Origin of the sequence: Oceanobacillus aidingensis, assembly GCF_042654105.1 — a bacterium.
In the GTDB taxonomy this organism is placed as follows: domain Bacteria; phylum Bacillota; class Bacilli; order Bacillales; family Amphibacillaceae; genus Oceanobacillus; species Oceanobacillus oncorhynchi.
Genome location: NZ_JBHSFT010000043.1, coordinates 65,632 through 90,428, shown reverse-complemented (window position 1 = coordinate 90,428; position 24,797 = coordinate 65,632). Strand labels below are relative to the sequence as shown.

The following is a 24,797-nucleotide window of genomic DNA, read 5'->3' as shown; positions in this document are numbered from 1 at the left end:
GGCTGCCGCCCCTACGGGGCAACAGCCTGTTACATGCCTATCCCCCAAGAAAAGTGTTCATTCTTATCAAGCAATAATGGTCTACTTTAGTTTAGCAGTTACAGCCCCTCAGCATTGTGCCCTTCTTCCGTATAAAACCGTTCAAAAATGCGATCGATATCCGTTTTATTTAGACGGGCTCCATCATTTACTATGTGTATTTTAAAATAGGCAGCGTCAACACTAATTTTAATCAATAGAAAATCTCTCATATGTCGATAGGCATTATTTAGAATATTTTGCAGCGCCCGGTCCAATTGATAAACATCGATACTGATACTGGAATCATCCTTACTGTCAATATGATTTTCTAATTGGGCATGTCTATCCATTGTCTGGCATTCTACAAGAATATTATCCAGCCAGTCCACGGCCCATTCATAGCAGTTAATCGGTTGTGTTTCCAAATGAACCGTTTCGGGCGTTTCATAGCTTAAGTTTAATTGATTGGAAAGGTCACTTAATACATGTATCTTTTTTTGAATGACCTGTAAATATCGCTGTTCTTCCTCCGGGCTCTCCGCAATATTATCCTGTAATGCTTCAATATAAGCAGAAATCGAAGCGGTTGGTGTTTTTAAATCATGGGAAATACTGTCTATAAAATGTTTACGCTCCTTTTCAAAGGTTTGCTGCTGCTGCTCTTGCAGATGTAATGTGTTTCTCATCTGATCAAAAGCAGTGATAAAGCGTCCAAATTCATCGTCTTTTTTGTAGGAGATTCGATGTGATAAATTCCCTTGAGATATTTTTTGAGCTTCCGCAGCCAAAATGGAGAGAGGAGCGATCATTCGTTTTCTCACATAGGCAATCATCCAAACAGAGAATAGAAAAAAGGGCAGGGTCGTTATCAGGATAATAATGAAAATAATATTTGACTGCACTATCATAAAAGCAATCAGCAGCGGAAAACAGGCTGTAACGATACACATCCAAATAAGTTCTTTTACAATACGCTGCTTCATTGTATTTCACCGTCGAAACGGTAGCCTATTCCGCGTAAAGTAGTGATGTATCTGCTGTTCCCCAGCTTTTCTCTGATTTTTTGTACATGAATGGTAACGGTGTTGATATCTCCATATTCATGTATTCCCCAAACATTGTCATAGAGCTGTTCTTTACGGAAAGCCTGATTGGGAGACTGTGCTAAGAATACCAGCAAATCAAATTCTTTCATGGTCAGATTAACAATCGCTCCATCCTTTGTTACATTTCTCGAAGACCGGTCAATCATGACATCATCAAATGCGATGATGTTACTTGAAACAGGGGAGGATGCAGTATAATCATAGCGCCTGAATAATGCCTCTACCCGTGCAACAAGTTCTTTAATCGAAAATGGTTTCGTAATGTAATCATCTGCCCCGATTTTTAAACCAAGCACCCGGTCTACCTCTGCTTCCTTTGCACTGATAATAATAACTGGTAATACAGAGAAGGCTCTTATCTGCTTTAATATTTCCAGTCCATCCATTTCAGGCAGCATTAAATCTAATAGAATCATATCCGGTCGATATTGTTTTATGGTGCTTAGAGCCTTATCCCCTTGTCTGCAAATTACTGCATCATAATTTTCCCGGGATAAATAATTCTCTATCATTTTTGCTAAATCAGTATCATCTTCAACAATAAGTATTTTTTTCTGATTCATCGGTACCTCCTAAATGAAAAGGTCTTGTTTACGGAATATCTTTATTGTACCAATAAATAATAAAAGGGTGAATATGACATAGCTGCCAATCGAAATGAATGCCGTTAACAAGCTTTCTGAAATAAGATCGTCTAAGCTGACTACATACATCGTTGGAAAATGTGCTGAAATAGCTGGATCAAAACCTTCTACTAATATTTGCAGGAGTACAAGTCCTAGTCCCGTGCCAATAGTGACTGTTTCTTTTCCAGAAAGGGTAATGACAAAAGACAATAGAGCTGAAAATAGGAAAAGAGAAAGAAAAGCTCCCAAGAAAAGATAGAAGATGTTGAAGTAATTTAATTCCATTCCTGCTGCAGCCGAACCGATTACTATCCAACTTGTTATAACATGTGTCAATAAAATAAATACGCCTAATATTGTTGCAGTCATTATTTTTGATAAATAGTAATCGCTGCGGTTGGATGATTTCGGAATAATATTTTTAAATGTTTGCGAATGATAATCTGTTGAAAGCAAATCGGCTATCAAATAAGCACAGAGTAACCAAAAGAATTGTCTAAAGTTTTCAAATGAATGGATTAAAATATCTTCTTCTATCTTTACATTAACAGCAGTGTAAATAGTTAATCCTGCTGTCAATAAAATGGTAAGTAATATCAATAACCGATATTTCCGATTATAGATGATATAAAATACATCGTGCTTTAATTGTTGCATCCTATACGTCCCCCTTATACATACAGATCTTGCTTTTTAAATAGATAATATCCAGCTGTTCCAATCACCAATAGATAAGCGATAAGTACACCAAAGCTAGTGACACTATAGGAAAAGGACTTTTCAAATAGATTAATGTGGAAAAATAATAAGTGTTCATAAATCGCATATTGTTTTACTTGATCATAAATAATGATATATTGTCCGACGAGTGTAGATATTCCCATCAGCATTGCTAACGTAGAAATCCGCTGAATAAACTGTGAAAGCAATAACGCGATTAATCCAAAAATGAAATAAGCAAAACCAAAAGCTAATCCGGCTAAAAGCGTAACACCTACACCGTGCCATCCGCTTGTAACCACGGAGTAAAAAACAAACGTATCTCCCCATCCAAAGAAAGAAATACCAACCACATAACCAATAAAAAGCATGATGGATGTTAAAAGAAGCGAAAATAAAAGGATGGATAAAATTCTTGAAAGATAATATTGAAATCTGGAAACAGAACGTAATAAAACAAATTTGATGGTACCATTATTTCGTTCCTGTATGAGAACTTCTCCTACATAAATCGCTATAAAAACAGCTGTAAATGTTAAACTGGATTGAAGCATTTCCACAGGGAATGATTGGCCATACCCAGCAACTACGGTAGAATCCGCACCATAAACATGAAAAAGGATGCCTGTTAAAACATACATTGCCGTAAAAATAAGGGTATAGACAAGCAGCATTTTGGAAGTCAGCGTACGTTTGAACTCGAATGAGGTCAGTGTCCATATATTCTTCATTACGTTAACTTCTCCTTTATACATGCAAAAAATAAATCTTCTAAATTAGTGACCTGGTAGACTCCTGACAATTCGGAGATATCTCCTTCTTCGACGATTTTCCCACCTTGAATAAATGCTGCTTTATGACATAAATCCTCCATTTCCCGCAGCATATGGCTGGAAATCAGAAATGTAATCTTCTCTTTTTCTGCCAAATGCTTAATTAATGTTTTCATTTCCCGAAGGCCCATTGGATCAACGCCATTCGTTGGCTCATCCAGTATTATTAAGCTGGGATAGCACAATAAGGCATTAGCAATTCCCAGACGCTGCTTCATTCCTAAAGAAAATGTTTTCACCTTGTTATCCATAGCTTCTTTTAAATCAACAATGGATAAAACTTCATTGATTCTTGTTTTTGGCACGTTGACGGCAGCTAATTTAGCACTCAGGTTTAAATTCTGTTTAGCAGTGAGATGAAGATAAAAAGCAGGGTTTTCGATAATACTTCCTACTCTGGAAAGGGCTAAAACAGAATCATTCTTTATGGAATGCCCGTCGATAAATATGTCGCCAGAATCAGGGAATATCAAACGGGTAATCATTCGTAATGTTGTTGTTTTACCAGCACCGTTTGGCCCGAGAAATCCGTAGATATCTCCTTTTTGAATCGAAAAATGAATATGATCGATTACGGTTTGCCCGCTAATTTTTTTGCTTAGATTTTTAATTTCTAAAATAGGTTTCTCATTATTTTCTTGTACCATGTACTCAGCTCCTTTTCGGTAATTTAAAGAATAGCAAAGCAAAATAAGCTGCGCATATAGTTAACATAAAGTTTTGATAAAGTATGATTTCACTGGGGGATGGGGAGTGTTCTTGTGATAGCGGTAATTTATCGTAGTGTAACTGACTGGGAGTGGGACAGCGATTACTTGTCCCATCAAAAAAGTCGCTAGTTTGTCTTATTGCTATCTACATGTATCAAATATAATTTTCATCTCGAATGGAATTTTTATTTAAAAAACAATTAGAATTCTGCCTGGTTTCATTTGTTTCTGTTATGATTGGTTGTAATAAAACAGCTTTAAAATATATCTAACGGACGGTTTATTTGTGTAAAGAATGAATTTGTCTATCTAATACGTGAAAGGGTGTGGCGGGATTAATGGAAAGAGTACTCGGTACTTATTTTGTAAATGGTCAAACAATCGAATATTCAATTACTGGAAAGGAGGGTACACCGATTCTCGTAATGCATGGCGGGCACTCTAACTGCTATGAGGAATTTGGGTATAAGCCGCTGGTTAAGAGCGGGTTCATGCTAATTACACCATCAAGAGCAGGATATGGAATGACGTCAAAAGAAATTGGAGAAAATTTATCCAAAGCCAGTGATTATTATGTAAAGTTATTAGATTACTTGAAAATTGACAAAGTACATCTGCTTGCTATCTCAGCTGGCGGTCCGAGCGGTCTTTATTTTGCAACTCGCTATCCTGAGAGAGTTAAAACATTAACTTTACAAAGCGCTGTTACTAAAGAATGGCTGACACCAGAAGATAAAATATATAAGGCAGCACAGATTTTATTTCGTCCTGCTATGGAAAAAGTAACATGGAAATTGGTTTCCAATATGAGTAATATTTTTCCGGAATTTATGTTTAAGCAGATGATACCTACCTTTAGTAATCTTTCATATAAAGAAATAAAAAACAGCGTGTTGGACAAAGATATCGATGAAATCCAAAGAATGAGCAAACGCCAACGATCGGGCTATGGATTTTTAATAGATTTATCTCAAACAAAGGAAATTACCTCTAAAAACCTGCAGGCTATTTCCTGTCCAACGCTTATCATGCATAGTGAATATGACAGCTCTGTTCCATTAGAGCATGCTTATTATGCGGATCAACAAATACGAGATTCTGAATTATGTATACTTGATACGTGGGGGCACTTAATATGGCTTGGACGTGAATCTGATAAAGTAAATGAAAGGCTTGTGAAATTTCTTAATAAATTCACTTTATAAAATTCAGACGAGGAGGATAAAGAAAATGCAAAATAGAAGGAAAGGAGCTATAAGAAGAAAAGCTCAAACAGTAAATTGAGCTTTTTTTCTTATAGTGATAGAAACTTATATTTCAAATTTAAAGGAGCTTGAGAACGTGGTTAGCGGGCACCGCCGCCTCCGCCTCCGCCTGCTCCAGCGCCGCCCCCGACGCCGGTGGCACCACCGCTGCCGCCTGCCGCAGTAGCAGCTGAAGTGCTGGAATGAAATCCGCCGCTGGCTAACCCGGTGGTCCAGCTTGCACGGGTGTAGTAAGTTCCATACCAGAATTGCAGGTATACCTGGTCGTCTTCGTATCTATCTTCAGGGACTAAATCCTCTAGTTTTTTAGACACTTTATCGCTTTTACCTAGTAAAGCACTCCATAGCATCATATCTTTCAAGGAAAGTGGCTTGGAAGCATTTGAAAATTGATTGATATCTGATTCCTTCAAATAATTATCAAACTGAATTAAACGATCCGCTAGTTGTTCTCCCTCTTTACTTGATACCGTAATAGATTGTAAAAATCCAAACACCTTTATTTCTTCAAAAGAGAACAATCCTTGCTGCTCCAGATAGGCTTCGGAATAGTCTTTGAGATAATCGGCAACAGTGCTGACTTCCTTCGCATGCTCTTTACCCCATTTCTGGATGGCATTATCTGTGACGACGCCATTCCTGTCTGCAGCATCCAAGAGCATGGTCCACAACGCCATTTCATACGTTCCCTCATAGGATTCATCTTCTATTTGGTTCGTAAGCTCACTAAAGGTTAACGGATGTTTATTACGTTCATTTTCCATATCGTTGATGGTAAGGGTCGTTCGATATTTTTTTCCAAACACCTTGCTTTCTTCTTCTGCTTCCATCGATATGTTCTCATTCACAGACCATTTCAGCAGATAAGCTTGGAAGATATCTTCAAAATATCCAAGGTTCATCTGCGTTAAAAGGGCGCTTAAACCTGCATAGTCTTCTCCATCGAAAGGCACGGCTGCATACGTTTTTCCTTTATTTTCCGCTATCCGTTTATGGATAGGCTTCATCGCGCCGGCTTCTTTTTTTACTTGATTTGTTTTACGGACAAAGAAGAAGGTTCCAATACCGATTAATAAAGAAAAACCAACGGCTGCGCTAACGATGATAACAATTAGCGTAGAATTGTCACTTGAATTATAAGTTGACCCATCCATTGCTTCTTCTTGCTGCTCAGATAAGGTCATGTCTACTGTTCGTTCAGCTTGGAAGAAATCAGCCGGAAATTGTGTTAAAACAATTACATCTCCATCGGCTTCACCATTTGACTCCCATACAATACGATCGCCTTCCAGCTGTATATCTCCATCAAAACCAAATCCCCAGAAATTAACGTTCTCCTGTGTAAATGGTTGAAATCCAGAGATTTCAACTGTCAAATTTTGCGCAGGAATATCGGAGAAGGTATCGAAGTTCCAGAGCATAGCCTGACCATCCTCTAAATTACGTACAAGATCAGATAATGTATAGGTTACTGTATACGTATTTTCTCCGTATTCCCCAATTCCCCAAACTAATTCAACTCCATCATCTGTAGATACTGTTCCATATTTTCCTGCCTTTTCTTCCCGTGAATCATCAGAGTCCCAATCGGGCTCTTTTGTAAACCCTTCAACTGAAAAATCCAGTATCTCTGACTCGTCAAGGTTGACCATATTGATGAAAAGCTCGGTACCTTCATCCATATTCATTTGACGATGTTCTGTCACAACGCCTGAACCATCCTCCTGCAATTCTACTTCAATATGTAAATCGCTCATTTCATTTTCAGCAAATGCTGTGAGTGTAAGTACCATGTTCATTGAGGTTGCCATCGTCAAGGCAGCAACTATCTTCATCCATTTATTCATTTGTGTCCATCGCTCCCTCTATTCATTATAATGCAGTCTTTGTGAATGATTTTATTATGTTTACCCAATTTAAAGCACTGCTAATCAGAAATTTATCTTTACTTATAGTGTAGCAGATAATAACTTTAAATGGGATATACGTGGGGCGGCGGAGTGTTTAAATCAGAGAATGACGAATCGGAGAAAGAGGTAAAAAATAATTATAATCGTTTTCCCCCTTGTTCAGAAGGGGCAATATATGAGTTAATAAGGGTGTCGGACCGATAGAATATCGGAAAGGAGGCTGATTGAAATTGATCACAAAACATGAGGTGATTTCCGCATAGCGGAATCATAAAAGACGGGGCCGCATTTATGTTGCGGTCTCCTTTTCTTTCCTAAACTAATGTATACTAAAAGTGAAAAGGCTTACGTAAAATAAAATCAAATGAAAGGAGTTTTTAATGATGAATAAAAAATTAATGCATGTCCGGACCATACATCTTGATAGAAAGGATGTTCCAGCTTGTCATATAAAAATGGAAAAGAGGTGCTTCCACCTCATTTGTTGAAGGAGCTTCAGAAATATATTCAAGGAGAGCTTGTTTATATTCCAAAGCAAACCAACCGGCGGGCGGGATGGGGAGAAGCGAATGGATCACGTCTTGCCCTGGCTGAGAGAAATGAAGAGATTTACCGATTATATGAAGAAGGCTATTCATTTGAGGAATTGGAGCAAATCTATAATCTGTCGATGGATAGTATTCGTAAAATCATCTATAAAACACGTGAGCACCAAAATGACGTAAAACAATAATCAGGCGTGTTTACATCTATAGGGATTGAGACCAATCCCCTTTAATTAAAAGAGTGGCGTTCGCTAACGTCTTAGTGAGCCACTCTTTATTACTGTATAAAAATCCCCGCCCCCGAATGAAGATTCGTTTCAAAAATATTCATATCGATACGTATATTCCTGCTAAGGAAGGCTTTTAATTTTTTTCATGAATTCTTTGAGCTCTTGCCAAGAATGAATATGAATGAAATGAAGCTGCTCCTGGTATTTAATCTTTAATGACTTTATCTGAGAATCATTTTCTTTCTTATAATTCCAAACAAAACGCAGGAAAGAAAAATCCAGCCTATCTGGATTCCCATGCGGATTTTTCTTTCTTTTGTTTTTTACATAGCGCTTGAGTATACGATAGCAACAGATGCTGCGGGGGAAATCTAACCAAATAACCATATCTGCACATTCCATTCGCAAGGCTAACGTTCTGGCATAATTCCCGTCCATAATCCATTCCTTTTTTTGAATTTCTTCTTTTAGTTTAGCATCAAAAGTTGCTTGAGGGGCGGTGGTATTATCGTCGATCCATTGAATGCTGTCTAAATGTACCAAGGGGATATTTCTTATTTGAGCAATTTGAGCGGATAATGTCGATTTACCTGCGCCAGGACAGCCAATGACCATGATTCGATTGGCAATGGACTTATTTTCTTCCATTTTCTTTCCCTCCAGTCTTTTCAATAAGCAATATCATCACAAGAACATCACTGGTTTAAAAATGTATACTAATATTTGATGCTGTTGAGCTGCCTACAATAGAAAAGGGGGTAAGCACAACCTTCTCTTTATTAAAATATATCATTGCTTATTCCATCGTAGCACGTTTGATCTAAAAGACAGCCCCCATTTTCAGTTGTCCAAAAAAACATTAAAAATCCAAAATGAATGTCATTTGATGATTGAAAAACGAAAAACATTGCATACAAATCCCCATTTCGCAGGCAGTTTTTGCAGGAGAAATTCTATTTTACCGTTTTGCCTTCCACATACAAAACCGCTATGATGAAAACAAATTTATTATTACTTGGAGATGTGATAAAATAATGCTAAACACAGTCAAAGAAAATACAAACAGTTATCGCGTAAATCATCCCGATTATGATGGGCTTTGGAAGAATTTGATTGAAGAACTTTTTCAAGAATTTATGGCCTTTTTTGCACCGGATTTGTATCCGGAAATTGATTTTGAGCAGGGAGTGGACTTCAAAAACCTGGAGCTTTTTCAGCTTGTGATGAAATCCAAAAAAGGGACCAAGTATTCAGATAAAATTGTTAAAGTGCAGTTGAAAAATGGAGAGGAAAAATATATCTTCATTCATATCGAAGTGCAGGCGGTCGGGAAAAAAGAATTTGCAGAACGCATGTTTAAATATTTTTACCGGATTTACGACAAAACGAAAACAATTCACCAGATTTATTCCATCGCTCTATTGACGGATGCCAGTCAGAAAGATCATCAAGATACATTCTATTACTCTTTTTATGGTACCGAATTAACCTATGCCTATAACACCTACCGATTTCACGGGAAAGATACGGAAGAACTGAAAAAATCGGATAATCCATTTGCTTTAGCCGTGCTTGCAGGAATATATATCAGCAATAACAAAGGAAGAGAAGCTGAAGATCATGAAAAAAGGTTTTGCTACAAGCAACAGCTTATCAGCCTGGCATTTGAAAAATATTCGCACCACACAAATTACCTCGTCGCATTATTGTATTTCATTGATTATATGATGCTGATTCCATCGGAACTGCAGGAACAACTGTATGAAACGTTGCCCATTGCACAAAATGAAAAGGAGGAGAAAAAAATCATGGGTTTGGAAAAGTTAAGAGACACGCCGACATTTGGAAGACTGTACAGAGAAATCGAGGAAAAAGCAACCAGAAAAGGGTTGGAACGAGGTATAGAACAAGGTATAGAACAGGGTATAGAACAGGGAATTGAACAAGGCATCGAAAAAGGCATTGAAGATACGGAAAGAAAGTTTGTTAAAAAACTTCTAGATAGGAATTATTCAGAGAAAGAAATATCTGAATTAACTGGTTTGGAACTTAAAGAAGTAAGGAAGCTTCAGGAATCGCTTGAAAATGAATAAAAACAAATGTGAAAAAGAATCTGTATCTGTTAATTAGTTCACATTAGCAGGTATAGGTTCTTTTCATTTTGTGAAAATAGCTGATGAAGACGTTGCATTTAAGTATAAATGGTGTTGATGGATATTTTCAGCTTTAAAATAGGCGGATAGAAAGCAGAAAAGAGAGTAATCTTACATGCTAGAGAAAGATTCGATTTTATCCATTTGTATCGTAAGCATTTGACATTCTAATATATTCATCATATAATACTCAACGTTAAGTAAAGGGTGTGACATTAATGACAAGATTGCTTGTGCTCTGCATGTTAGACGCAAAACCGATGGCCGGCTATGATATTCAACAGGCACTGCGGATGACAGATGCAGAAAGATGGGGCGGTGTATTAATTGGCTCGATTTATCATGCGCTTAAAAAATTGGAAAAGGATGGGTATATTGCGATTGATAAGGTGGAACAAACTGGTCACCGTCAAAAATTTACCTATCGAATCACCGTAGAAGGAAAAGAACACCTTAAAGATTTGATTCGTGAGGCGTTAACCAGCTCATCCGTTCAATATCCTTCTTCTTTATATGCAGGTATTTCTTTTTTTGATAAGCTGCCTGCAGAGGAAGCACGTCAAGCTTTGAAAGAGCAGCAAGTTCTTTTGGAGGAAGAATATCAAAGTGTGCAGGATGGCTGGAAGGAAAAAGAGGCAGCATTGGACGGTAATATTCCTCCCATGGTGCAGATGGTTTTTGATAATATGTTTGCTATTATCAGCCAGCAACAGGATTTTGTACGGAAAGCATTGGCTTATTTAGAACAAAGCAATAACTAATTCTCTCTCTGTTACAGGAGAGAGAAAAAAATACCTGTATAGTCAACGTTGACTATACAAAGTTGATTGAGACGATATTCATTATTTAAGAATGGGTAGCGGCAGTAACATAACAACAGCAATGTCTTACTGCAGTTATCGGTGGAGGCGGAGTGTTAATGAGGCGGTAAAAACGGATTCTTCTTTTTCCTCTTGAGGATGAAACGCAGAAGGGAGGAAATTTATCTATTGCAAAAGGGAATATGCAGTTGATGAAAACAACAAAGCTATCTACAGAAAGTAGGAAAGAAAATGAATCAAAAACGAAATTTAAAAAAAGCTCAAAAGAGCGCCTTATTTGTCGTCACGCTGGCCATATTCACCGATATGCTGCTGTATGGAATGATTGTTCCTATACTGCCAGATTATGCTGATTCTTTAAGCATATCGCAAACTGCGATCGGTATTTTATTCGGCAGTTATGCAGCAGCTCTATTAATCGCTACTCCCGTTTTTGGAGTAATCTCCGATAAAGTTGGACGACGTGGTCCGATGCTTTGGGGAATTTTAGGGCTTACGCTTGCAACCCTGTTATTTGCATTTGCAAATACGTTTTGGCTCTTGCTTATTTGCCGCATTTTACAAGGAATTGCAGCAGCAGCCACCTGGACAGCAGGGCTTGCGCTTCTAGCCGATTTCTACCCATCTAAAGAACGGGGGAAAGTCATGGGAATTGCGCTGTCGGGTCAAGCAATGGGGACCCTTCTAGGTCCGACATTCGGAGGCTGGCTCTATCAGCTGGGCGGATATATGCTTCCGTTCTTTGCAGCTGCGGGGATTGCCCTTATTGATGGTTTGCTGCGTATATTTCTATTGAAGGAAGAACCTCATCGAAAGGAAGAAGACGCATCAGGAGCATGGCAGTTATTGAAAAACCGAACCTTGCTTTTGGTTGTTGGAGCAGTTGTTATCGGAGCTGCCATTCCAAGCGTGCTGGAGCCGACATTTCCAATGCATCTGCAAAATGTTTTTGATGCATCTCCAGGAATCATCGGTTTATTATTTGGGGTTCCCTCCCTCGCTTATGCGTTTGCAGCACCAATTGTCGGAAGTGTTTCAACAAAGATTGGCCATCCTAAAACAATTACGATTGGATTAGCAATTACTGCAGTATCACTGACGCTTGTTGTTATGCCGACAACGATGTGGCTGCAGGTTGCGGCATTAGGGTTGATTGGCATCAGTATGGGAACAGTTCTTGCGCCGACGCTTCCTGAACTTGCTGATATTGCTGAGCAAAGCCAAACTCAAGCATATGGGGTTACCTTTGCTATTTACAATACGGCTTACTCTGTAGGAATGATGCTAGGCCCGATAAGCAGTGGTGCAGCCTCCGATATTTTCGGATTGCAATTAAGCTATTTTGCAATCGCTGTTATGGTGTTGGTGTATATGCTGTTTTTTGCAATAATGACACAGTTAAAAAGGAAATAATAGAGAAGTTAAAGAAAGTTCTCATTAAAAAATTAGAAGACTTGATAAAAACGAAACTTCATTCAACGGGAATTTTTGCTTTTTTCCTATTGAATGAAGTTCGTTTATCACCTCATAACAGTATATTTATTATTCTTTATCTTTCCAATTATTTCCGAAAGATGCCTGCTCCGATTCTACATGTCCTCTGTGTCCATAGATAGTAACCGCTTCAAGAGCATTTTCAATGGATTCAATTTCTTCTTCTGTTAAACGCACATTCCACGCTCCAAGGTTTTCCATTATTCTATCTTGATTTTTGGATCCTGGAATCGGCACTACGTTCGGGTATTTATGAAGCGTCCAGGTGACGGCGAATTGGATTATACAAATCCGCTGCTCCTTCAGCTTCTTCTGCACCCAAGTGAAATTTTGTTGCTAGAATAACCTTGTCTCTAAAAGGTTCGACAGCTTTGCCCAACAATTGTTCATTATGCCCTGGGTAAAACATTTCTTTTCCATAGACTTCTGCTGTGTCGAAAAACGTACAGCCTAAGCCATAAGCTTTCCGAATGGCTCCAATGGCATAGCTCTCATCCGGAACACTGCCATACCCATGGGAAAAACCCATGCATCCCATACCAATAGGAGATACCTCTAGATTTCCAATTTTTCTTGTCTTCATATCGATATTTCCTCCCTCTATTATTTAAAGTATAATTACTATATCAGGTTAGAGTAACACGAAGTCAATGCTTATTTGTAAAGGAGAAATGGTAATGTACACTGTAAAAGAAGCTGCCAGGATTCTGGAAATGAGCGAGCATACCATTCGTTATTACACGGATTGTGGTTTAATTCCATCATTAACTCGAGATAAAAATAAACAGAGATTGTTTAATCAAGAATCAATGAATTGGCTTAAAGGCATAAAAATCTTAAAGGAATGCGGCATGACCATTAAAGAAATAAAGTGCTATGTATCACTGAGTCTTCAAGGAGATTCGACTATAGAGGAGCGTTATCAATATTTTTGAACTTAAAAGAAATAGCGTATTCTCAACTGGAAGAAGCAAAAGATAGAGTAAACTTTCTTGAAAATAAAGTAAAACATTATGAGGATATCGTAAGTGAGAAAATAGCTGATGATACGAATCCAAAAAAGTGGAGCGAGTCAGAAGAAGAGTAACAACAAATAGAGTGTTAGATAAAGCAGGTTATGTAAGCGGAAGATCAGGTAAGCCAACTCCCTGAATTTCTTAGGTTCATTCAGTGGAAACAAAATTCCTACTGAATAAATTTCGTTCTATATACAAAAGTCAGACCAGAGACCAATAGCGTATTTGAGGTATATTTCTTATAATTTAATTACACCACATTACCGACAGACTGCCGGTCTAAAAATGAAAGAAGGGAGATTAATGAAAAGAGCCAAAAACGCAGAAGAAAGAAAAAATGAAATTTTGGATGTGGCTGAAGCTTTGTTTAATGAGCAGGGCTATGACAGAACAAGCACGAAGGACATTTTGAAGAGCATCGGGATTGCCAGAGGAACGCTGTATCATCATTTTGAAAGCAAAGAAGCGATTATGGATGGAATAATTGACCGTTATAACAAAAAAGTGATTGAAACGGCTCAATCCATTGCCGGGAGGAAAGAAGTGCCGGTTATTGAACGGTTACTTATGGCGATTACTTCTTTAAACGTAAGCAGCACAGTCTCTGAAGAATTGATGACACAGATTCATAAACCGCAAAACGCCCTGATGCATCAGAAAATCCAGAAGGTGTTGATTACAGAAGTCACACCGATTTTTACAAGTATTATTCAAGATGGATTAGAAGAAAATCTGTTTCATACAAACTACCCTTATGAAAGTGTGGAGATGCTGCTTGTCTATGCTTCTACTGTTTTTGATGATGGAACCATTGAATTATCGAAAGAAGCACAATTGCTAAAAATGACAGCTTTTGCTTTTAACGCAGAAAGACTGCTCGGAACAAAACAAGGAGCAATCAGTGAGAAGCTGCTGAAAATCTTGGCAAAAGAATAGAGGAGAGGGTATGTATTTTCGAGTTATACGCAATGATCTTTTTAGAAACAAGCTGATTAGTATCACGACGATGTTATTTATCTCTGCGGCAACAGCACTTGTCTGCTTAGCAGCTATTTTAAGCCTGAACCTTATCGGCTCGATTGAGACACTCACGAAACAGGCGCAAGTGCCAAACTTCCTGCAAATGCATAATGGGAATATCGATAAGGAGCGTTTAAATAACTTTGCAGAAGAACAAGAAAATGTAAAAAAATATCAGGTGTTGGATTTTTTAAATATTACTAATTCTAGTATTCAAGTAGGTGGAAATAACCTGATTGATAATGTTCAGGACAATGGTTTTACTACCCAAAGTTCTTCCTTTGATTTTCTGCTTGATTTGGAGGGAAGGCCAATCCATCCGGCAGAGGGAGAGCTATACGTTCCCATCGGCTATATGACAGATGGAACAGCTCAAATCGGGGATGAAGCAATGATTGCCGGAAAAGCATTTAAAGTTGCCGGATTCCTCAGAGATGCGCAAATGAATTCGCCTTTAGCTTCCTCCAAGCGTTTTTTAGTGCACGAAAATGATTATCAAGATCTGGTATCAAAAGGAACGCTGGAATATTTAATTGAATTCCAGCTGCATGATACATCTAAAACCAATGAATTTGAAACAGCATATGCCGATGCAGGATTAGAAGCCAATGGCCCGGCACTGACCAGTACTTTGTTTAAAGTAATTAACGGTTTATCTGATGGAATCATGATTGCAATCATCCTGCTGGTTAGTTTTCTAATCGTACTCATTGCATTTATGTGTATTCGTTTCACGCTATTAATCCAGATAGAAGAGGATTATCGGGAGATTGGTACGATGAAAGCAATCGGTCTAAGGCTGGCTGATATTAAAAAAATCTATCTTGCTAAATATGCATTTCTTGCTTTGGCAGGGAGCTTGCTTGGGCTGTTAGTATCTTTTATTTTCAGTAACCCTTTATTAGAGAATATCCGGCTGTATATGGGGGAAAGCCAATATGATAGCTGGAGTATTTTTCTTGCCATACTTGGAAGTATATTTGTTTTCCTGCTGGTGATTGGTTACATTTATTTCTTGTTGAGACGTTTTAGAAAAATCTCTGCTGCATCAGCAATCCGTACGGGCAGTCCGGAGGAAAACACTGCCCGTAAAAATTACTTCTTACTCAGTCAAAATAAGCTAATGTCTACCAATGTTTTTCTAGGGATAAAGGATGTACTATCCCGTAAGAAGCTTTATGCAACAATGCTGATTGTTCTACTGCTTTCTTGTTTTATCATAATTGTTCCCTGGAACACATACCATACCGTATCTTCACCATCTTTCACAAAATATCTTGGCTTTGGAGAAATGGACCTGATGGTTAGTATATATCCATCTGAGGAAATGGAGGAGAATAAACAACAGATTGTAAATTATTTAAATGATGATGCTTCTATTCACCAGTATGTTGAGATTACCTCCAAATCCTTTCGAGCTGTAAAAGAGGATGGTACAGAAGAAAAAATAATCGTTGAACTTGGCGATCATGCTGCGTTTCCAATCGAATACAATGCAGGAAAAGCACCAGAAGCACCGAATGAAATTGCATTATCCTCTTTGAATGCAGAGGAGTTTGGAAAACAAGCTGGTGATACGATTGAAATCATTACCGGTGAAGGTCCGGAAAGCTTTGTCGTCTCTGGGATATACTCCAATATTTTAAATGGAGGTAAAACGGCAAAAGCTGCTTTTTCAGATGAAACCGCTCCAGCGATGTGGTTAAACTATTATATCCAGCTTAATCATGCTAACCAGGCTGCTGTTACTGCTAAAAAAATGTCACAGGTTTTGCCATTTGCCAGCGTAACAGATGCGCATCACCATAAGCAGCAAGTATTTGGTTCTACGATGGATTCGATGAAAACAGCAGCGAATGTTGCCTTAATCGTGGCTTTGTTCATAACAGGTCTAGTAAGCTTGTTATTTATGAAATTAGTGGTTACTAAGGATCGCTCGGCAATTGCCACGTTAAAAGCAATTGGTTTTACGAATCAGGATTTGACCAAACAATATGCAGCTCGCGGAATTTTCATTTTGATAATTGGCGTAGCAGGAGGCAGTATCTTAGCGAATACCTTTGGGGAAGCAATCGCAGGGATGGCTATTTCTTCCTTTGGTGTAGATTCGATTGCCTTTATCAGTCATCCGTTTATCTATTTGGGGTTTCCATCCCTTATGCTTATTGTTACTTTATTGGCAACAAAATTGGGAACCAATCAAGCTGGTAAAATACCAATTGCAGAAAATATAAAGGAGTAAATGATGAGAAAAATACTGGATGGGCAACAAATTCATAAATCTTTTGATATAGAAAAAGAAAAAATCAACGTTTTACAGGGGGTATCCATTACCATTTACGAAAGCGAATTCATCTCTATTATGGGACCATCGGGATCGGGAAAATCAACGCTTCTCTATGCTTTAAGCGGGATGGACACCGTTGATAGCGGCGAAATAATATTCAATAATCAACGTCTGCCAGCATGTGGAGAATCAGAGCTTGCTGAAATCCGCCGCCAGCAAATGGGGTTTGTCTTCCAGCAGCCGACATTTTAAAAAATTTAACAATTATTGATAATATCGTACTCCCAGCTGTGCGAGATAACAAGAGAAAAACAAAAGAATTGGCGAAGAAAGCACAGCAGCTTTTAGAAAATACCGGGATTGGCGATTTGGCATATCGCATGACGAACCAGGTTTCTGGAGGGCAGCTGCAAAGGGCAGGAATTTGCCGGGCTTTGATCAATGAACCGAAAATCATTTTTGGAGATGAACCAACAGGGGCTTTAAACTCAAAGACTGCGGAGGGAATGATGGACTATTTCCTTCAGGTTAATCAAGAAGGAACAACGATTATGCTGGTGACACATGATGCGAAAGTTGCTGCCAAAAGTGAACGGGTCTTATTTATGAAAGACGGGCAAATTGTTGATGAATTGCGGTTAGGGAAACTAGCGCATCAACAGGGGATGGATAGCCGGATAGAAAAAGTAACAAGGAAGATGTTACGGATAGAAATGTAGCCTACATCAAGAGGAGGGCTTTGGACAAAAATGCTTAAAATGATTATTTTCGCAATGGTTCCTATGAGCATTAGCATCTTCTATGCCTGGAGGTTTGCTTCGCGAAAACGTGAAATTCCTTGTCCATTCTGGCTGCGTTGGCTGGTGGAACTGGATAATCCCTTTACCAAACCGAATAAAGCGAATGAAATTATTGAGCAATCTGGCATACAGCCGGGAATGCATGTGATTGATTTAGGGTGCGGACCTGGGAGGGTGACGATTCCAGCAGCAGAACGTGTTGGCTTCAACGGAAAAATAACTGCGTTAGATATTCAGGATGAAATGTTACAAAGGGTAGAAAAAAAAGTGCAAAGAAGAAATTTAAAGAATATTGAATTGGTGCAGGGAAAAATTGGTTTGGGTCAACTGCGGCAATCACCTTGTGATCATGTCTTGCTTGTCAATGTCTTAGGGGAAATACCAGATCGGCAAGCAGCATTGGAAGAAATTTTTAATATTTTAAAGCCAGGTGGTATCCTGACGGTAGCGGAGACCATATTTGATCCACATTTTCAGAGGAGAGAAGAGGTTTCAAAGCTTGCCGATAAAGCAGGATTTTATGAAGCGGGTTTTAATGGGAATTGGGCGGCGTATTCGCTGTTATTAAGGAAACCAGTTTCTCGTTAGAAACAAGAACGGACTATCAAAACATAAATAATCTTCATGGCTATTTTCAAAAGTATGATTTTTCAAGGAGAAGCGTCCGTAAATCTTCTGTTTTAAAATTAAATTTATATAGTAGGGAGATTTACGGACGCCGCCCCTGTGAATTACTGAGGCTAGCTCATTTCCATGATTCCTGTCTAATCAAATGATATATCCTCATAATCGATTTTATAAATAAGGTTTCCAATAACTCTAATTCGCGTTTCATCCAATTGCTGCAAGAACGCAATATAGTACATTTCCCATTCATTCTCTGTTTCAACGCCGTCAGCAACCATATTGGAGAATTCATGAGTACCTTCCCGTAACTCCTCATAAAAAACAATTTTGGCTAAAATAGCTAGCTCGATATCTCCAAAAGTTTTAAAAAGCGCTTCATAATCACCATTAAACAGACATTCAGCATGGAGAAGATCCAGATAATCATGCAGTGAAACAAAATTATTCCGGATAAGTTGTACTTTTTCTTCAATATTGTCAATTTCTAAGATACGATCTACCAGGCTGCGTAAGTCCATATCACTCATCCGATCATTCTCATTTAACTTGAATTCCATTGTTTTTTCGGTTTCTTTTATTTCTCTGATGATAAGTTTTTCGAAGCTGCCGATTTTTGCAGCGTGATTCACCCTTTGCATCAATTCATCCCGGTACAAATTGATGTAATCTGTAAGTGCTTGATCCGTTTGCAGAGATTTTTGCAATTGATTGACTGCTTCATGAATCAGCTGCGTCCTTTGATCAGTAGGGGAGGTTATTAATTTTCGATTTAACTGTTCAAATTGAACTTCCGAAAGTCGAACATTATTAGGCTTTCCCCCAGATAGCAGTGAAAAAACAGCATTGTTTATCATTAACTCAAATATATTGAATAATTCAATTTGATATTGAAATCGGCTTATTTTCCCGTAATTTATTAAGATATACATGACATCCTGATGACTAAAAAAATGGCAGAATTCTGTCTCCATTCGTAAACGTTCTACATACTGCTTTATATAGAAAACGCCTTGGAGCCGCATATCGTCTATGGCTAAAGGATAATCAATGCTCGCCATGGTATTTTGAGCTTCAAAAATAATATCATAGTGCTGCAAAAATAGAGGTAATGATTCATCGATAGTCGTATTGTAAGCATCGACGGGCACATCTAATTTTATCTTTTTCACTTCTTGATATATTTTTTTCGTCTCTTCAAAATAGTGACGTAGTAATTCAACTCCTTTAGAATGTATATCTTTTATGTTTTTCATATTTAAATGAGCAAGCGCTTCTTCAGGATGCTTACATTGAAGGGCGTAAGCATCGATAGCATAAAGCAGAGAGGTCATGATTCCTTCTGCTGTTTCCATTGTCACTGATGTACTTTCGCCTTGAGTATGCTGCAGAATCAATTGCTGCAGAACCTGCATCATCTCTGCTTGTATCTGGTAAGCTTTTTGACTGGAGATGATAGCTGACCGCTGACCTTCTTGCAGCAGGGTCAAGGTGTATTGATTTCGTATTAACCGCGATCGGTCAATTATTCTATTAGAAATATGCCGGAAACGAGCTGATTTGTCATCTGATTCCATGCGTTAATCATCCCCTTTGAATAAAGAATTGGGAAGTGCTATATTTCTTCTGAAATTCTCTGCAAGTTCCTCCATTTTACTTCTTAACAATTCGATAGACCCTGCACAAGACCCGTTATAAAACTCATTCATCAGTTGAATAAGCTTTGCATCGCTAAACTTATCTTCGGTTTCATTCCTAAGATAATAAAAGATCTCTTGAAGTTCGTTCAGCGTATCAACATAATGTTCTTGATCCATATAAGGAGAAGTAGAAAATACCTCAATTAGCTCTTTTAACACGCCGATGCTCAGCTCAACTCTCGCATGATCCCGCAACACTTTATTTCTGGACACTACCAGCGTTTTTGCATCGTCTGGCGTCAGAATCAGGCCCCATTCTTTCGTTTTCTCATTTAAACGAACAAGTTCCATCACTGCATTAGAATTCTGCGATAATTGGATGGAATTCAACATATCGGATAAATCCATAACGTATCACCTTTCCTGTAAGGATATTTAGAACGCAAAAAAGGGTCCCCTGGCCAAGGGAACCCTATTATATAATTAAAGATAATAAAAGTAAATTATAGCATAAATAAAATTTTTTGTCAAATATTTAGATTGGATAATGAACCCTGATAGCAGTGTGGTTTTTGGGGGAAAGTCTTTTGAGTTATTGTTTTCTGGGCAACCCTCCTTGATAGCAAAAAAATAATTAAAGGTTTATTATTTTCTATTTCACTCCCTGCCTAGGAGATGTATTCATTCTGAGTTAGGTTTCTTTTGCTGGAGTTTTAACAATGTAATCTATTTGTTATCTCTTGTTTATTAATTCAAATGCGGCAGTTTATTTTTGGCATCTATACTTGATAATATAACGATAAAACAACAGAAAGGAAATAATAAAATGGCTGCTGAAACATTATTAGAAACACATAAACTGACGAAATCATTTCAAGGGAAAACAATCATTGATAACTTAAATCTTAATATAAAAAAAGGGGATGTATATGGATTTCTGGGCAGAAATGGACAAGGCAAAACAACAACGATCCGAATGTTGACCGGCTTGATTTTTCCTGATTCGGGAGAGGTTGTCATTAATGGCTTGAATCTAAGGGGAGATTTTAAACAGGCAATTTCACAAATCGGAGCGATTGTAGAGAATCCTGTCTTTTATGATTATCTTTCCGGGTATGAGAACCTGTCACTGATGGTCAATTTAATCCCTGGTATTGGTAAAGAGAAAATAAATGAAGTGTTAGAACTCGTCGGGCTGACACGGAGAGCAAAGGATAAAGTTGCTGCTTATTCACTAGGGATGAAGCAGCGTTTGGGGATTGCCAATGCGCTTTTAAATGATCCGCAATTAATTATTCTCGATGAACCGACAAATGGACTGGACCCACAAGGGATGATAGAAATCAAAGAAATGATTCTGCAGCTTTCTTCGAAAAAAGAGATTACTTTCTTTATTTCGAGCCATTTACTGCACGAAGTTAGCCAAATTTGTAACCGTGTTGGGATTCTTAATGACGGAAAACTTCTTGCAGAAGGCGATGTCAGTGAGCTGATTAATGATAGCGAAACTCATTCCTTGGAAGAAGCCTTCTTTAACATAACCAGCGGGGGTCAACATTAATGGGCTTATTAAAAAATGAGTTATATAAACTTTTTAAAATGAAAAAAATCTATGTGTTTGCAGCAGTTATGCTGGGAATCACCTTTTTGAATTTATATGATTATCAACCAGGTGGTTCGGAAATGACGGTTTGGGATTTTTATTATGGTCAATCTGTTCCGCTATCGATGATCCAGATTTTCTCTCAATTTATGATTATTTTTATTCCAATCGTGATAGCGGATTGTATCAGTAATGATTACCGAAATGGAACATTAAAATTATCCCTGCAGCGCCCGATTGCGCGATGGCAGCTGTTATCGGCAAAGCTAATGGCTTTGTTTGCATTTATTATTGTTTCAACGGTTCTCTTTTTGATTTTATCCTATACATTAGGAGTTTATTTTATCGGCTGGGGAGAGGTGACAGAGTACTTGGGAGTCAGTTATCCGCCAATGAAAGGAATTGGTGTAACCGTAGGGGTATATGCTTTATTTATGCTGCCGACGATGGCGTACGGAATATTTGCGGGCTTTATTGCCGTTTTAGTTAAAAATATGAGTACGGCGATTATTATATCGCTGGTCCTGATTACGGTTGGATTAAATTTAAATGGTGTCTCAGCTATTGCTCCGTATTCCTTAGCGCATCATTTAATGTATTTTCCTGAAGAGTTGATGCAGATACAGGGTTGGTCTGGAATACTGCAAAATATTGGAGTTGTCCTCATATACGGAGTTTTATTTGCAGGATTATCCTTCTGGTTATTTAAAAAGAAAGAAATCTTATATTAATTGATTTAATGGGAAGCGTGGAGGGAATTAAATGACAGGTTTAATCAAGAATGAAATCTACAAATTCTTTAAACAAAAAAAACTCTATTTGTTTATGGGGGTTATGATTGCCGTTCAGCTGGTAAATATATTACAGTATCAGGCGAACAGGGGAGAGCAAGCTGCTTATCTATTGAACGGACAGTCGTATCCGCTGGAGGCGCTAGCCGAATCCTCCCTTTTTATCATCATGTTCCAGGCTATTTTTATTGCGGAATCGATAGCGGAAGAATATAAGCGTGGCACCTTTAAACTGGTATTATTACGCCCTGTTACTCGTATCCAATTTTTAATAGCAAAGTCAGCCGGCGTATTGGTCTGTATCTGTTTTATGGTTGTTTTTACCACCCTCACCGCTTACGGTACAGGCTTCTTTTTCTTAGGCTGGGGCGAGCAGCTGGTGGTTCAAGGAGAACCGCTTTTTTCAGAGGGGGCGTCTATCTATGGTGGAGAGGGGATCGTGCTTACCTACACAGCTGCGTTTGCTTATATTCTGCCTGTATTTGGTTTTGCTATGCTGCTCATGTTTATTGCGTTATTATCACTGAATGTTGGAATAACCATCGGTACAGCATTGGCTTTATTTATATTTGCCCCTTTATTAAATGGAGAGATTACCGCTTATTCCATTGTCCATATCATGAACGCATTTCCTGCTTTATTTATCAACCAGGAAGCATCCCGGGAAATCCTTTTTGATACAGGAGTCATCTTTGTTTATATCGTCATTTTTTACATAGGCAGTCTTATTTTTATCAAAAAGAAGGATGTATTGTTATAATTATTAATATTTAAGACGGGATTAGGAGGGGCTGCGTCATGCGGGATAAAAAGGTTCTGGTCGTTGATGATGAGCTGGAGATTGCGGAATTAATCAAAGATTATTTGGAAGAGGAACAATATGATGTTGAGATTAGTACGGACGGGGAGGAGTGCCTTGCGGCCTTTCGGGAATACCGGCCACATTTGATTGTGCTGGATATTATGCTTCCTGGATTAGACGGAATGGAAGTATGCCGGACGATAAGGGCGGAATCAGCTGTCCCTATCATTATGCTGAGTGCAAAAAAATCAGAGATAGATAAAGTTTTAGGTTTGGGGTTAGGAGCGGATGATTATGTGGTGAAACCGTTCAGCCCAAGAGAAGTAGTTGCTCGTGTAAAGGCGCAGTTAAGAAGATATGATCAGCTTTCAACGGTAGAAAAAGAGGGAAGCGCATCAACAGAATATAAAACAGAAGTCTTAACCTTTGATAATATAGAGATTAATATAAATGCTTATACAGTCAAAATAAATGCAAAACAAATAGAGCTGACAACTAAGGAGTTTGAGGTGCTGCGTTTTTTAGCTAAGAGCGCTAACCACGTTTTGACCCGCCAGCAAATTTATGATCACGTGTGGGGAATCAATGAGTATGGCGATTTAAACACCGTAACCATCCATATTAAAAAAATCCGTCAAAAGATAGAAGAGGATACTGCCACCCCTAAATGGATCCAGACTGTCTGGGGCGTAGGCTATAAATTTGTGGGAGATAAAGAATGAGGCTGGGTGTAAGAGGGAAGCTGATTTTGTCCTTTTCATCGATGCTGGTGCTGCCGATAGTGGTTGCGCTGCTTTCTGGAGTCAACTCAAGCAATCGTATTTCCTTTAGCACGCTTCTTCCGGTTTTGCTGGCTCTGCTTATCCCATTTATTATCGGGGCCCTGATTACTGGCTGGGTCATTTCCCGGAATGTTTTAAAGCCCCTAGGAGAATTAGGAAAGGCAACAAGAAATATCAGGGAAGGAAATCTTGATTTTGCTGTTTCCTATCGGGAAAATGATGAGATAGGTGATTTATCTCGTGCTTTTGATGAAATGAAAGACCAGTTAAAAGAATTACGGGAAAAAGAGGCTGCTCACGAAACAGCGCGAAAAAACTTGATTGCCAGTATTTCACATGATTTACGCACGCCGATGTCATCGATTAAAGGCTATGTAGAAGGTTTGCAGGATGGAGTTATCCATGACAAGGACCGATTTCAACGCTATATTTCGGTAATTAAAAATAAAACGGAAAATCTGGATCACTTAATTGAAACACTTTTTCAATATTCGCAATTAGATATAAAGGCAGCAGAAGAAAGCTTTTCTGTTTGGAATTCCCAAGAACTGCTGGAAACAATCATCCATCCAATAAAGCTGGAGTTTATGGATGCGCCGATGCAATTAGAAGTGATAAAGCCTTTTCCGGAGGTGAATCTGCTTGTTAATGCAAACGAGCTCGCCCAGGTTTTCGATAATTTAGTAAGCAATGCGAAAAGATATGTTGGTGAAGAAGGGGTTATTGCGATTAGAGTGAATGTGGATAAACAAAAACTAAAAGTATCTGTAACAGACAATGGAGCAGGTATCACACAAAAAGATCTGCCGTTTGTATTTGAACAGTTTTATCGTACAGAAAAATCCCGATCAAGGCATTTTGGCGGGGCGGGACTCGGGCTAGCTATCTGTAAGAAAATAATTGATAAACATGGCGGTGAGATTTGGGCAGAGAGTGAATGGGGTAAGGGCACATCCTTTTATTTTACAATTCCAGTTTCGTTTTAGATGGATATATAT

Annotated in this window: 26 protein-coding genes and 2 pseudogenes; 16 read left to right on the top strand and 12 right to left on the bottom strand. The window is 38.3% G+C overall.

Annotated features, from left to right (window positions below):
* Positions 1-98 precede the first annotated feature (98 nt).
* Genes ACFO3P_RS16060 through ACFO3P_RS16040 form a run of 5 tightly spaced genes read right to left on the bottom strand, consistent with a single transcriptional unit; the run spans position 99 to position 3,953 of the window.
* The gene (locus ACFO3P_RS16060) at positions 99-1,004 is read right to left on the bottom strand and encodes a HAMP domain-containing sensor histidine kinase (RefSeq protein ID WP_379542515.1); all 906 of its coding nucleotides are present in this window, start codon (positions 1,002-1,004) and stop codon (positions 99-101) included.
* Positions 1,001-1,690, bottom strand: a complete 690-nt coding sequence (locus ACFO3P_RS16055) for a response regulator transcription factor (protein WP_042533868.1) — start codon at positions 1,688-1,690, stop codon at positions 1,001-1,003. Before ACFO3P_RS16055 ends, ACFO3P_RS16060 begins: the two co-directional genes overlap by 4 nt.
* A 9-nt stretch (positions 1,691-1,699) precedes the next feature.
* Positions 1,700-2,410: a hypothetical protein gene (locus ACFO3P_RS16050; RefSeq protein WP_042533870.1), complete on the bottom strand. Its 711-nt coding sequence runs from the start codon at positions 2,408-2,410 to the stop codon at positions 1,700-1,702.
* A gap of 14 nt (positions 2,411-2,424) precedes the next feature.
* Positions 2,425-3,204, bottom strand: coding sequence for an ABC-2 transporter permease (locus ACFO3P_RS16045; RefSeq protein WP_042533871.1), 780 nt, complete (start codon positions 3,202-3,204; stop codon positions 2,425-2,427).
* Positions 3,204-3,953, bottom strand: a complete 750-nt coding sequence (locus ACFO3P_RS16040; RefSeq protein WP_042533873.1) for an ABC transporter ATP-binding protein — start codon at positions 3,951-3,953, stop codon at positions 3,204-3,206. Before ACFO3P_RS16040 ends, ACFO3P_RS16045 begins: the two co-directional genes overlap by 1 nt.
* A gap of 401 nt (positions 3,954-4,354) precedes the next feature.
* On the opposite strand from ACFO3P_RS16040, the gene ACFO3P_RS16035 reads away from it, so the two are divergent.
* Positions 4,355-5,221, top strand: a complete 867-nt coding sequence (locus ACFO3P_RS16035) for an alpha/beta fold hydrolase (RefSeq protein WP_193062081.1) — start codon at positions 4,355-4,357, stop codon at positions 5,219-5,221.
* 140 nt (positions 5,222-5,361) lie between these two features.
* On the opposite strand, the gene ACFO3P_RS16030 is transcribed toward ACFO3P_RS16035, so the two are convergent.
* Positions 5,362-7,128 (bottom strand): DUF2207 domain-containing protein, encoded by a 1,767-nt coding sequence (locus ACFO3P_RS16030; protein ID WP_289585269.1) that lies wholly within the window; start codon positions 7,126-7,128, stop codon positions 5,362-5,364.
* A 505-nt stretch (positions 7,129-7,633) separates the two neighbouring features.
* On the opposite strand from ACFO3P_RS16030, the gene ACFO3P_RS16025 reads away from it, so the two are divergent.
* Positions 7,634-7,924, top strand: coding sequence for a CD3324 family protein (locus ACFO3P_RS16025; protein WP_193062083.1), 291 nt, complete (start codon positions 7,634-7,636; stop codon positions 7,922-7,924).
* Between the two features lie 162 nt (positions 7,925-8,086).
* Here the strand turns inward: ACFO3P_RS16025 and ACFO3P_RS16020 are convergent, their stop codons facing one another.
* On the bottom strand, positions 8,087-8,614 hold the full coding sequence (locus ACFO3P_RS16020) for a P-loop NTPase family protein (RefSeq protein WP_042533881.1): 528 nt from the start codon (positions 8,612-8,614) through the stop codon (positions 8,087-8,089).
* Positions 8,615-9,000: 386 nt separating this feature from the next.
* On the opposite strand from ACFO3P_RS16020, the gene ACFO3P_RS16015 reads away from it, so the two are divergent.
* From ACFO3P_RS16015 to ACFO3P_RS16005, 3 genes are all read left to right on the top strand, one after another.
* Positions 9,001-10,059: an Rpn family recombination-promoting nuclease/putative transposase gene (locus tag ACFO3P_RS16015; protein WP_042533882.1), complete on the top strand. Its 1,059-nt coding sequence runs from the start codon at positions 9,001-9,003 to the stop codon at positions 10,057-10,059.
* 278 nt (positions 10,060-10,337) lie between these two features.
* Positions 10,338-10,880, top strand: a complete 543-nt coding sequence (locus ACFO3P_RS16010; protein ID WP_042533884.1) for a PadR family transcriptional regulator — start codon at positions 10,338-10,340, stop codon at positions 10,878-10,880.
* A 291-nt stretch (positions 10,881-11,171) separates the two neighbouring features.
* On the top strand, positions 11,172-12,353 hold the full coding sequence (locus ACFO3P_RS16005; protein ID WP_042533886.1) for an MFS transporter: 1,182 nt from the start codon (positions 11,172-11,174) through the stop codon (positions 12,351-12,353).
* Positions 12,354-12,482: 129 nt separating this feature from the next.
* On the opposite strand, the gene ACFO3P_RS16000 is transcribed toward ACFO3P_RS16005, so the two are convergent.
* The 3 genes and pseudogenes from ACFO3P_RS16000 to ACFO3P_RS15990 all read right to left on the bottom strand — a co-directional run bounded on the left by ACFO3P_RS16000 (position 12,483) and on the right by ACFO3P_RS15990 (position 13,017).
* Entirely contained in the window at positions 12,483-12,611 is a 129-nt protein-coding gene (locus ACFO3P_RS16000) for a hypothetical protein (RefSeq protein ID WP_276325307.1), read from the bottom strand.
* Positions 12,612-12,626: 15 nt separating this feature from the next.
* Positions 12,627-12,716: pseudogene (locus ACFO3P_RS15995) on the bottom strand (hypothetical protein); the annotation flags it as partial.
* Positions 12,685-13,017, bottom strand: coding sequence for an aldo/keto reductase (locus ACFO3P_RS15990; protein ID WP_042533888.1), 333 nt, complete (start codon positions 13,015-13,017; stop codon positions 12,685-12,687). The pseudogene ACFO3P_RS15995 and the gene ACFO3P_RS15990, both read right to left, overlap by 32 nt.
* A 94-nt stretch (positions 13,018-13,111) precedes the next feature.
* Here ACFO3P_RS15990 and ACFO3P_RS15985 point away from each other — a divergent pair, with 94 nt between their 5' ends.
* The 6 genes and pseudogenes from ACFO3P_RS15985 (at position 13,112) to ACFO3P_RS15960 (ending at position 18,145) form a co-directional block, all read left to right on the top strand.
* Positions 13,112-13,369 (top strand): MerR family transcriptional regulator, encoded by a 258-nt coding sequence (locus ACFO3P_RS15985; RefSeq protein ID WP_244882394.1) that lies wholly within the window; start codon positions 13,112-13,114, stop codon positions 13,367-13,369.
* A complete protein-coding gene (locus tag ACFO3P_RS15980; protein ID WP_244882395.1) occupies positions 13,366-13,521 on the top strand; it encodes a hypothetical protein in 156 nt (51 codons plus the stop codon). Before ACFO3P_RS15985 ends, ACFO3P_RS15980 begins: the two co-directional genes overlap by 4 nt.
* Positions 13,522-13,753: 232 nt before the next feature.
* Positions 13,754-14,386 carry a TetR/AcrR family transcriptional regulator gene (locus ACFO3P_RS15975; protein WP_042533890.1) on the top strand — a complete coding sequence of 211 codons (633 nt, stop codon included), beginning with the start codon at positions 13,754-13,756 and terminating at the stop codon, positions 14,384-14,386.
* Between the two features lie 10 nt (positions 14,387-14,396).
* Positions 14,397-16,712 (top strand): ABC transporter permease, encoded by a 2,316-nt coding sequence (locus ACFO3P_RS15970; protein ID WP_042533892.1) that lies wholly within the window; start codon positions 14,397-14,399, stop codon positions 16,710-16,712.
* A 3-nt stretch (positions 16,713-16,715) separates the two neighbouring features.
* Positions 16,716-17,476, top strand: a pseudogene (locus ACFO3P_RS15965) (ABC transporter ATP-binding protein).
* Positions 17,477-17,506: 30 nt separating this feature from the next.
* Positions 17,507-18,145 carry a class I SAM-dependent methyltransferase gene (locus tag ACFO3P_RS15960; RefSeq protein WP_217492003.1) on the top strand — a complete coding sequence of 213 codons (639 nt, stop codon included), beginning with the start codon at positions 17,507-17,509 and terminating at the stop codon, positions 18,143-18,145.
* A gap of 176 nt (positions 18,146-18,321) precedes the next feature.
* Here the strand turns inward: ACFO3P_RS15960 and ACFO3P_RS15955 are convergent, their stop codons facing one another.
* Positions 18,322-19,758, bottom strand: a complete 1,437-nt coding sequence (locus ACFO3P_RS15955) for a DUF6179 domain-containing protein (RefSeq protein ID WP_289585268.1) — start codon at positions 19,756-19,758, stop codon at positions 18,322-18,324.
* Positions 19,759-19,761: 3 nt separating this feature from the next.
* A complete protein-coding gene (locus tag ACFO3P_RS15950) occupies positions 19,762-20,229 on the bottom strand; it encodes a DUF6323 family protein (protein WP_042533897.1) in 468 nt (155 codons plus the stop codon).
* A 418-nt stretch (positions 20,230-20,647) separates the two neighbouring features.
* Here ACFO3P_RS15950 and ACFO3P_RS15945 point away from each other — a divergent pair, with 418 nt between their 5' ends.
* The 5 genes from ACFO3P_RS15945 to ACFO3P_RS15925 are packed head-to-tail and all read left to right on the top strand — an operon-like array spanning position 20,648 to position 24,785.
* The gene (locus tag ACFO3P_RS15945; protein ID WP_042533900.1) at positions 20,648-21,382 is read left to right on the top strand and encodes an ABC transporter ATP-binding protein; all 735 of its coding nucleotides are present in this window, start codon (positions 20,648-20,650) and stop codon (positions 21,380-21,382) included.
* Complete coding sequence (locus tag ACFO3P_RS15940; RefSeq protein ID WP_042533902.1) at positions 21,382-22,155, top strand: ABC transporter permease; 774 nt, start codon at positions 21,382-21,384, stop codon at positions 22,153-22,155. The genes ACFO3P_RS15945 and ACFO3P_RS15940 overlap by 1 nt, the downstream gene beginning before the upstream one ends.
* Positions 22,156-22,186: 31 nt before the next feature.
* A complete protein-coding gene (locus ACFO3P_RS15935) occupies positions 22,187-22,975 on the top strand; it encodes an ABC transporter permease (RefSeq protein WP_289585267.1) in 789 nt (262 codons plus the stop codon).
* A 38-nt stretch (positions 22,976-23,013) separates the two neighbouring features.
* Entirely contained in the window at positions 23,014-23,739 is a 726-nt protein-coding gene (locus ACFO3P_RS15930; protein WP_289585266.1) for a response regulator transcription factor, read from the top strand.
* On the top strand, positions 23,736-24,785 hold the full coding sequence (locus ACFO3P_RS15925) for a sensor histidine kinase (RefSeq protein ID WP_042533908.1): 1,050 nt from the start codon (positions 23,736-23,738) through the stop codon (positions 24,783-24,785). The genes ACFO3P_RS15930 and ACFO3P_RS15925 overlap by 4 nt, the downstream gene beginning before the upstream one ends.
* Positions 24,786-24,797 lie beyond the last annotated feature (12 nt).

What these genes read in the sequence shown, in the direction of transcription:
- ACFO3P_RS16060 (WP_379542515.1), bottom strand. Translation starts at nt 1,004, where the DNA reads ATGAAGCAGCGTATTGTAAAAGAACTTATTTGGATGTGTATCGTTACA.
- ACFO3P_RS16055 (WP_042533868.1), bottom strand. Translation starts at nt 1,690, where the DNA reads ATGAATCAGAAAAAAATACTTATTGTTGAAGATGATACTGATTTAGCA.
- ACFO3P_RS16050 (WP_042533870.1), bottom strand. Translation starts at nt 2,410, where the DNA reads ATGCAACAATTAAAGCACGATGTATTTTATATCATCTATAATCGGAAA.
- ACFO3P_RS16045 (WP_042533871.1), bottom strand. Translation starts at nt 3,204, where the DNA reads ATGAAGAATATATGGACACTGACCTCATTCGAGTTCAAACGTACGCTG.
- ACFO3P_RS16040 (WP_042533873.1), bottom strand. Translation starts at nt 3,953, where the DNA reads ATGGTACAAGAAAATAATGAGAAACCTATTTTAGAAATTAAAAATCTA.
- ACFO3P_RS16035 (WP_193062081.1), top strand. Translation starts at nt 4,355, where the DNA reads ATGGAAAGAGTACTCGGTACTTATTTTGTAAATGGTCAAACAATCGAA.
- ACFO3P_RS16030 (WP_289585269.1), bottom strand. Translation starts at nt 7,128, where the DNA reads ATGAATAAATGGATGAAGATAGTTGCTGCCTTGACGATGGCAACCTCA.
- ACFO3P_RS16020 (WP_042533881.1), bottom strand. Translation starts at nt 8,614, where the DNA reads ATGGAAGAAAATAAGTCCATTGCCAATCGAATCATGGTCATTGGCTGT.
- ACFO3P_RS16015 (WP_042533882.1), top strand. Translation starts at nt 9,001, where the DNA reads ATGCTAAACACAGTCAAAGAAAATACAAACAGTTATCGCGTAAATCAT.
- ACFO3P_RS16010 (WP_042533884.1), top strand. Translation starts at nt 10,338, where the DNA reads ATGACAAGATTGCTTGTGCTCTGCATGTTAGACGCAAAACCGATGGCC.
- ACFO3P_RS16005 (WP_042533886.1), top strand. Translation starts at nt 11,172, where the DNA reads ATGAATCAAAAACGAAATTTAAAAAAAGCTCAAAAGAGCGCCTTATTT.
- ACFO3P_RS15990 (WP_042533888.1), bottom strand. Translation starts at nt 13,017, where the DNA reads ATGAAGACAAGAAAAATTGGAAATCTAGAGGTATCTCCTATTGGTATG.
- ACFO3P_RS15985 (WP_244882394.1), top strand. Translation starts at nt 13,112, where the DNA reads ATGTACACTGTAAAAGAAGCTGCCAGGATTCTGGAAATGAGCGAGCAT.
- ACFO3P_RS15975 (WP_042533890.1), top strand. Translation starts at nt 13,754, where the DNA reads ATGAAAAGAGCCAAAAACGCAGAAGAAAGAAAAAATGAAATTTTGGAT.
- ACFO3P_RS15970 (WP_042533892.1), top strand. Translation starts at nt 14,397, where the DNA reads ATGTATTTTCGAGTTATACGCAATGATCTTTTTAGAAACAAGCTGATT.
- ACFO3P_RS15960 (WP_217492003.1), top strand. Translation starts at nt 17,507, where the DNA reads ATGCTTAAAATGATTATTTTCGCAATGGTTCCTATGAGCATTAGCATC.
- ACFO3P_RS15955 (WP_289585268.1), bottom strand. Translation starts at nt 19,758, where the DNA reads ATGGAATCAGATGACAAATCAGCTCGTTTCCGGCATATTTCTAATAGA.
- ACFO3P_RS15950 (WP_042533897.1), bottom strand. Translation starts at nt 20,229, where the DNA reads ATGGATTTATCCGATATGTTGAATTCCATCCAATTATCGCAGAATTCT.
- ACFO3P_RS15945 (WP_042533900.1), top strand. Translation starts at nt 20,648, where the DNA reads ATGGCTGCTGAAACATTATTAGAAACACATAAACTGACGAAATCATTT.
- ACFO3P_RS15940 (WP_042533902.1), top strand. Translation starts at nt 21,382, where the DNA reads ATGGGCTTATTAAAAAATGAGTTATATAAACTTTTTAAAATGAAAAAA.
- ACFO3P_RS15935 (WP_289585267.1), top strand. Translation starts at nt 22,187, where the DNA reads ATGACAGGTTTAATCAAGAATGAAATCTACAAATTCTTTAAACAAAAA.
- ACFO3P_RS15930 (WP_289585266.1), top strand. Translation starts at nt 23,014, where the DNA reads ATGCGGGATAAAAAGGTTCTGGTCGTTGATGATGAGCTGGAGATTGCG.
- ACFO3P_RS15925 (WP_042533908.1), top strand. Translation starts at nt 23,736, where the DNA reads ATGAGGCTGGGTGTAAGAGGGAAGCTGATTTTGTCCTTTTCATCGATG.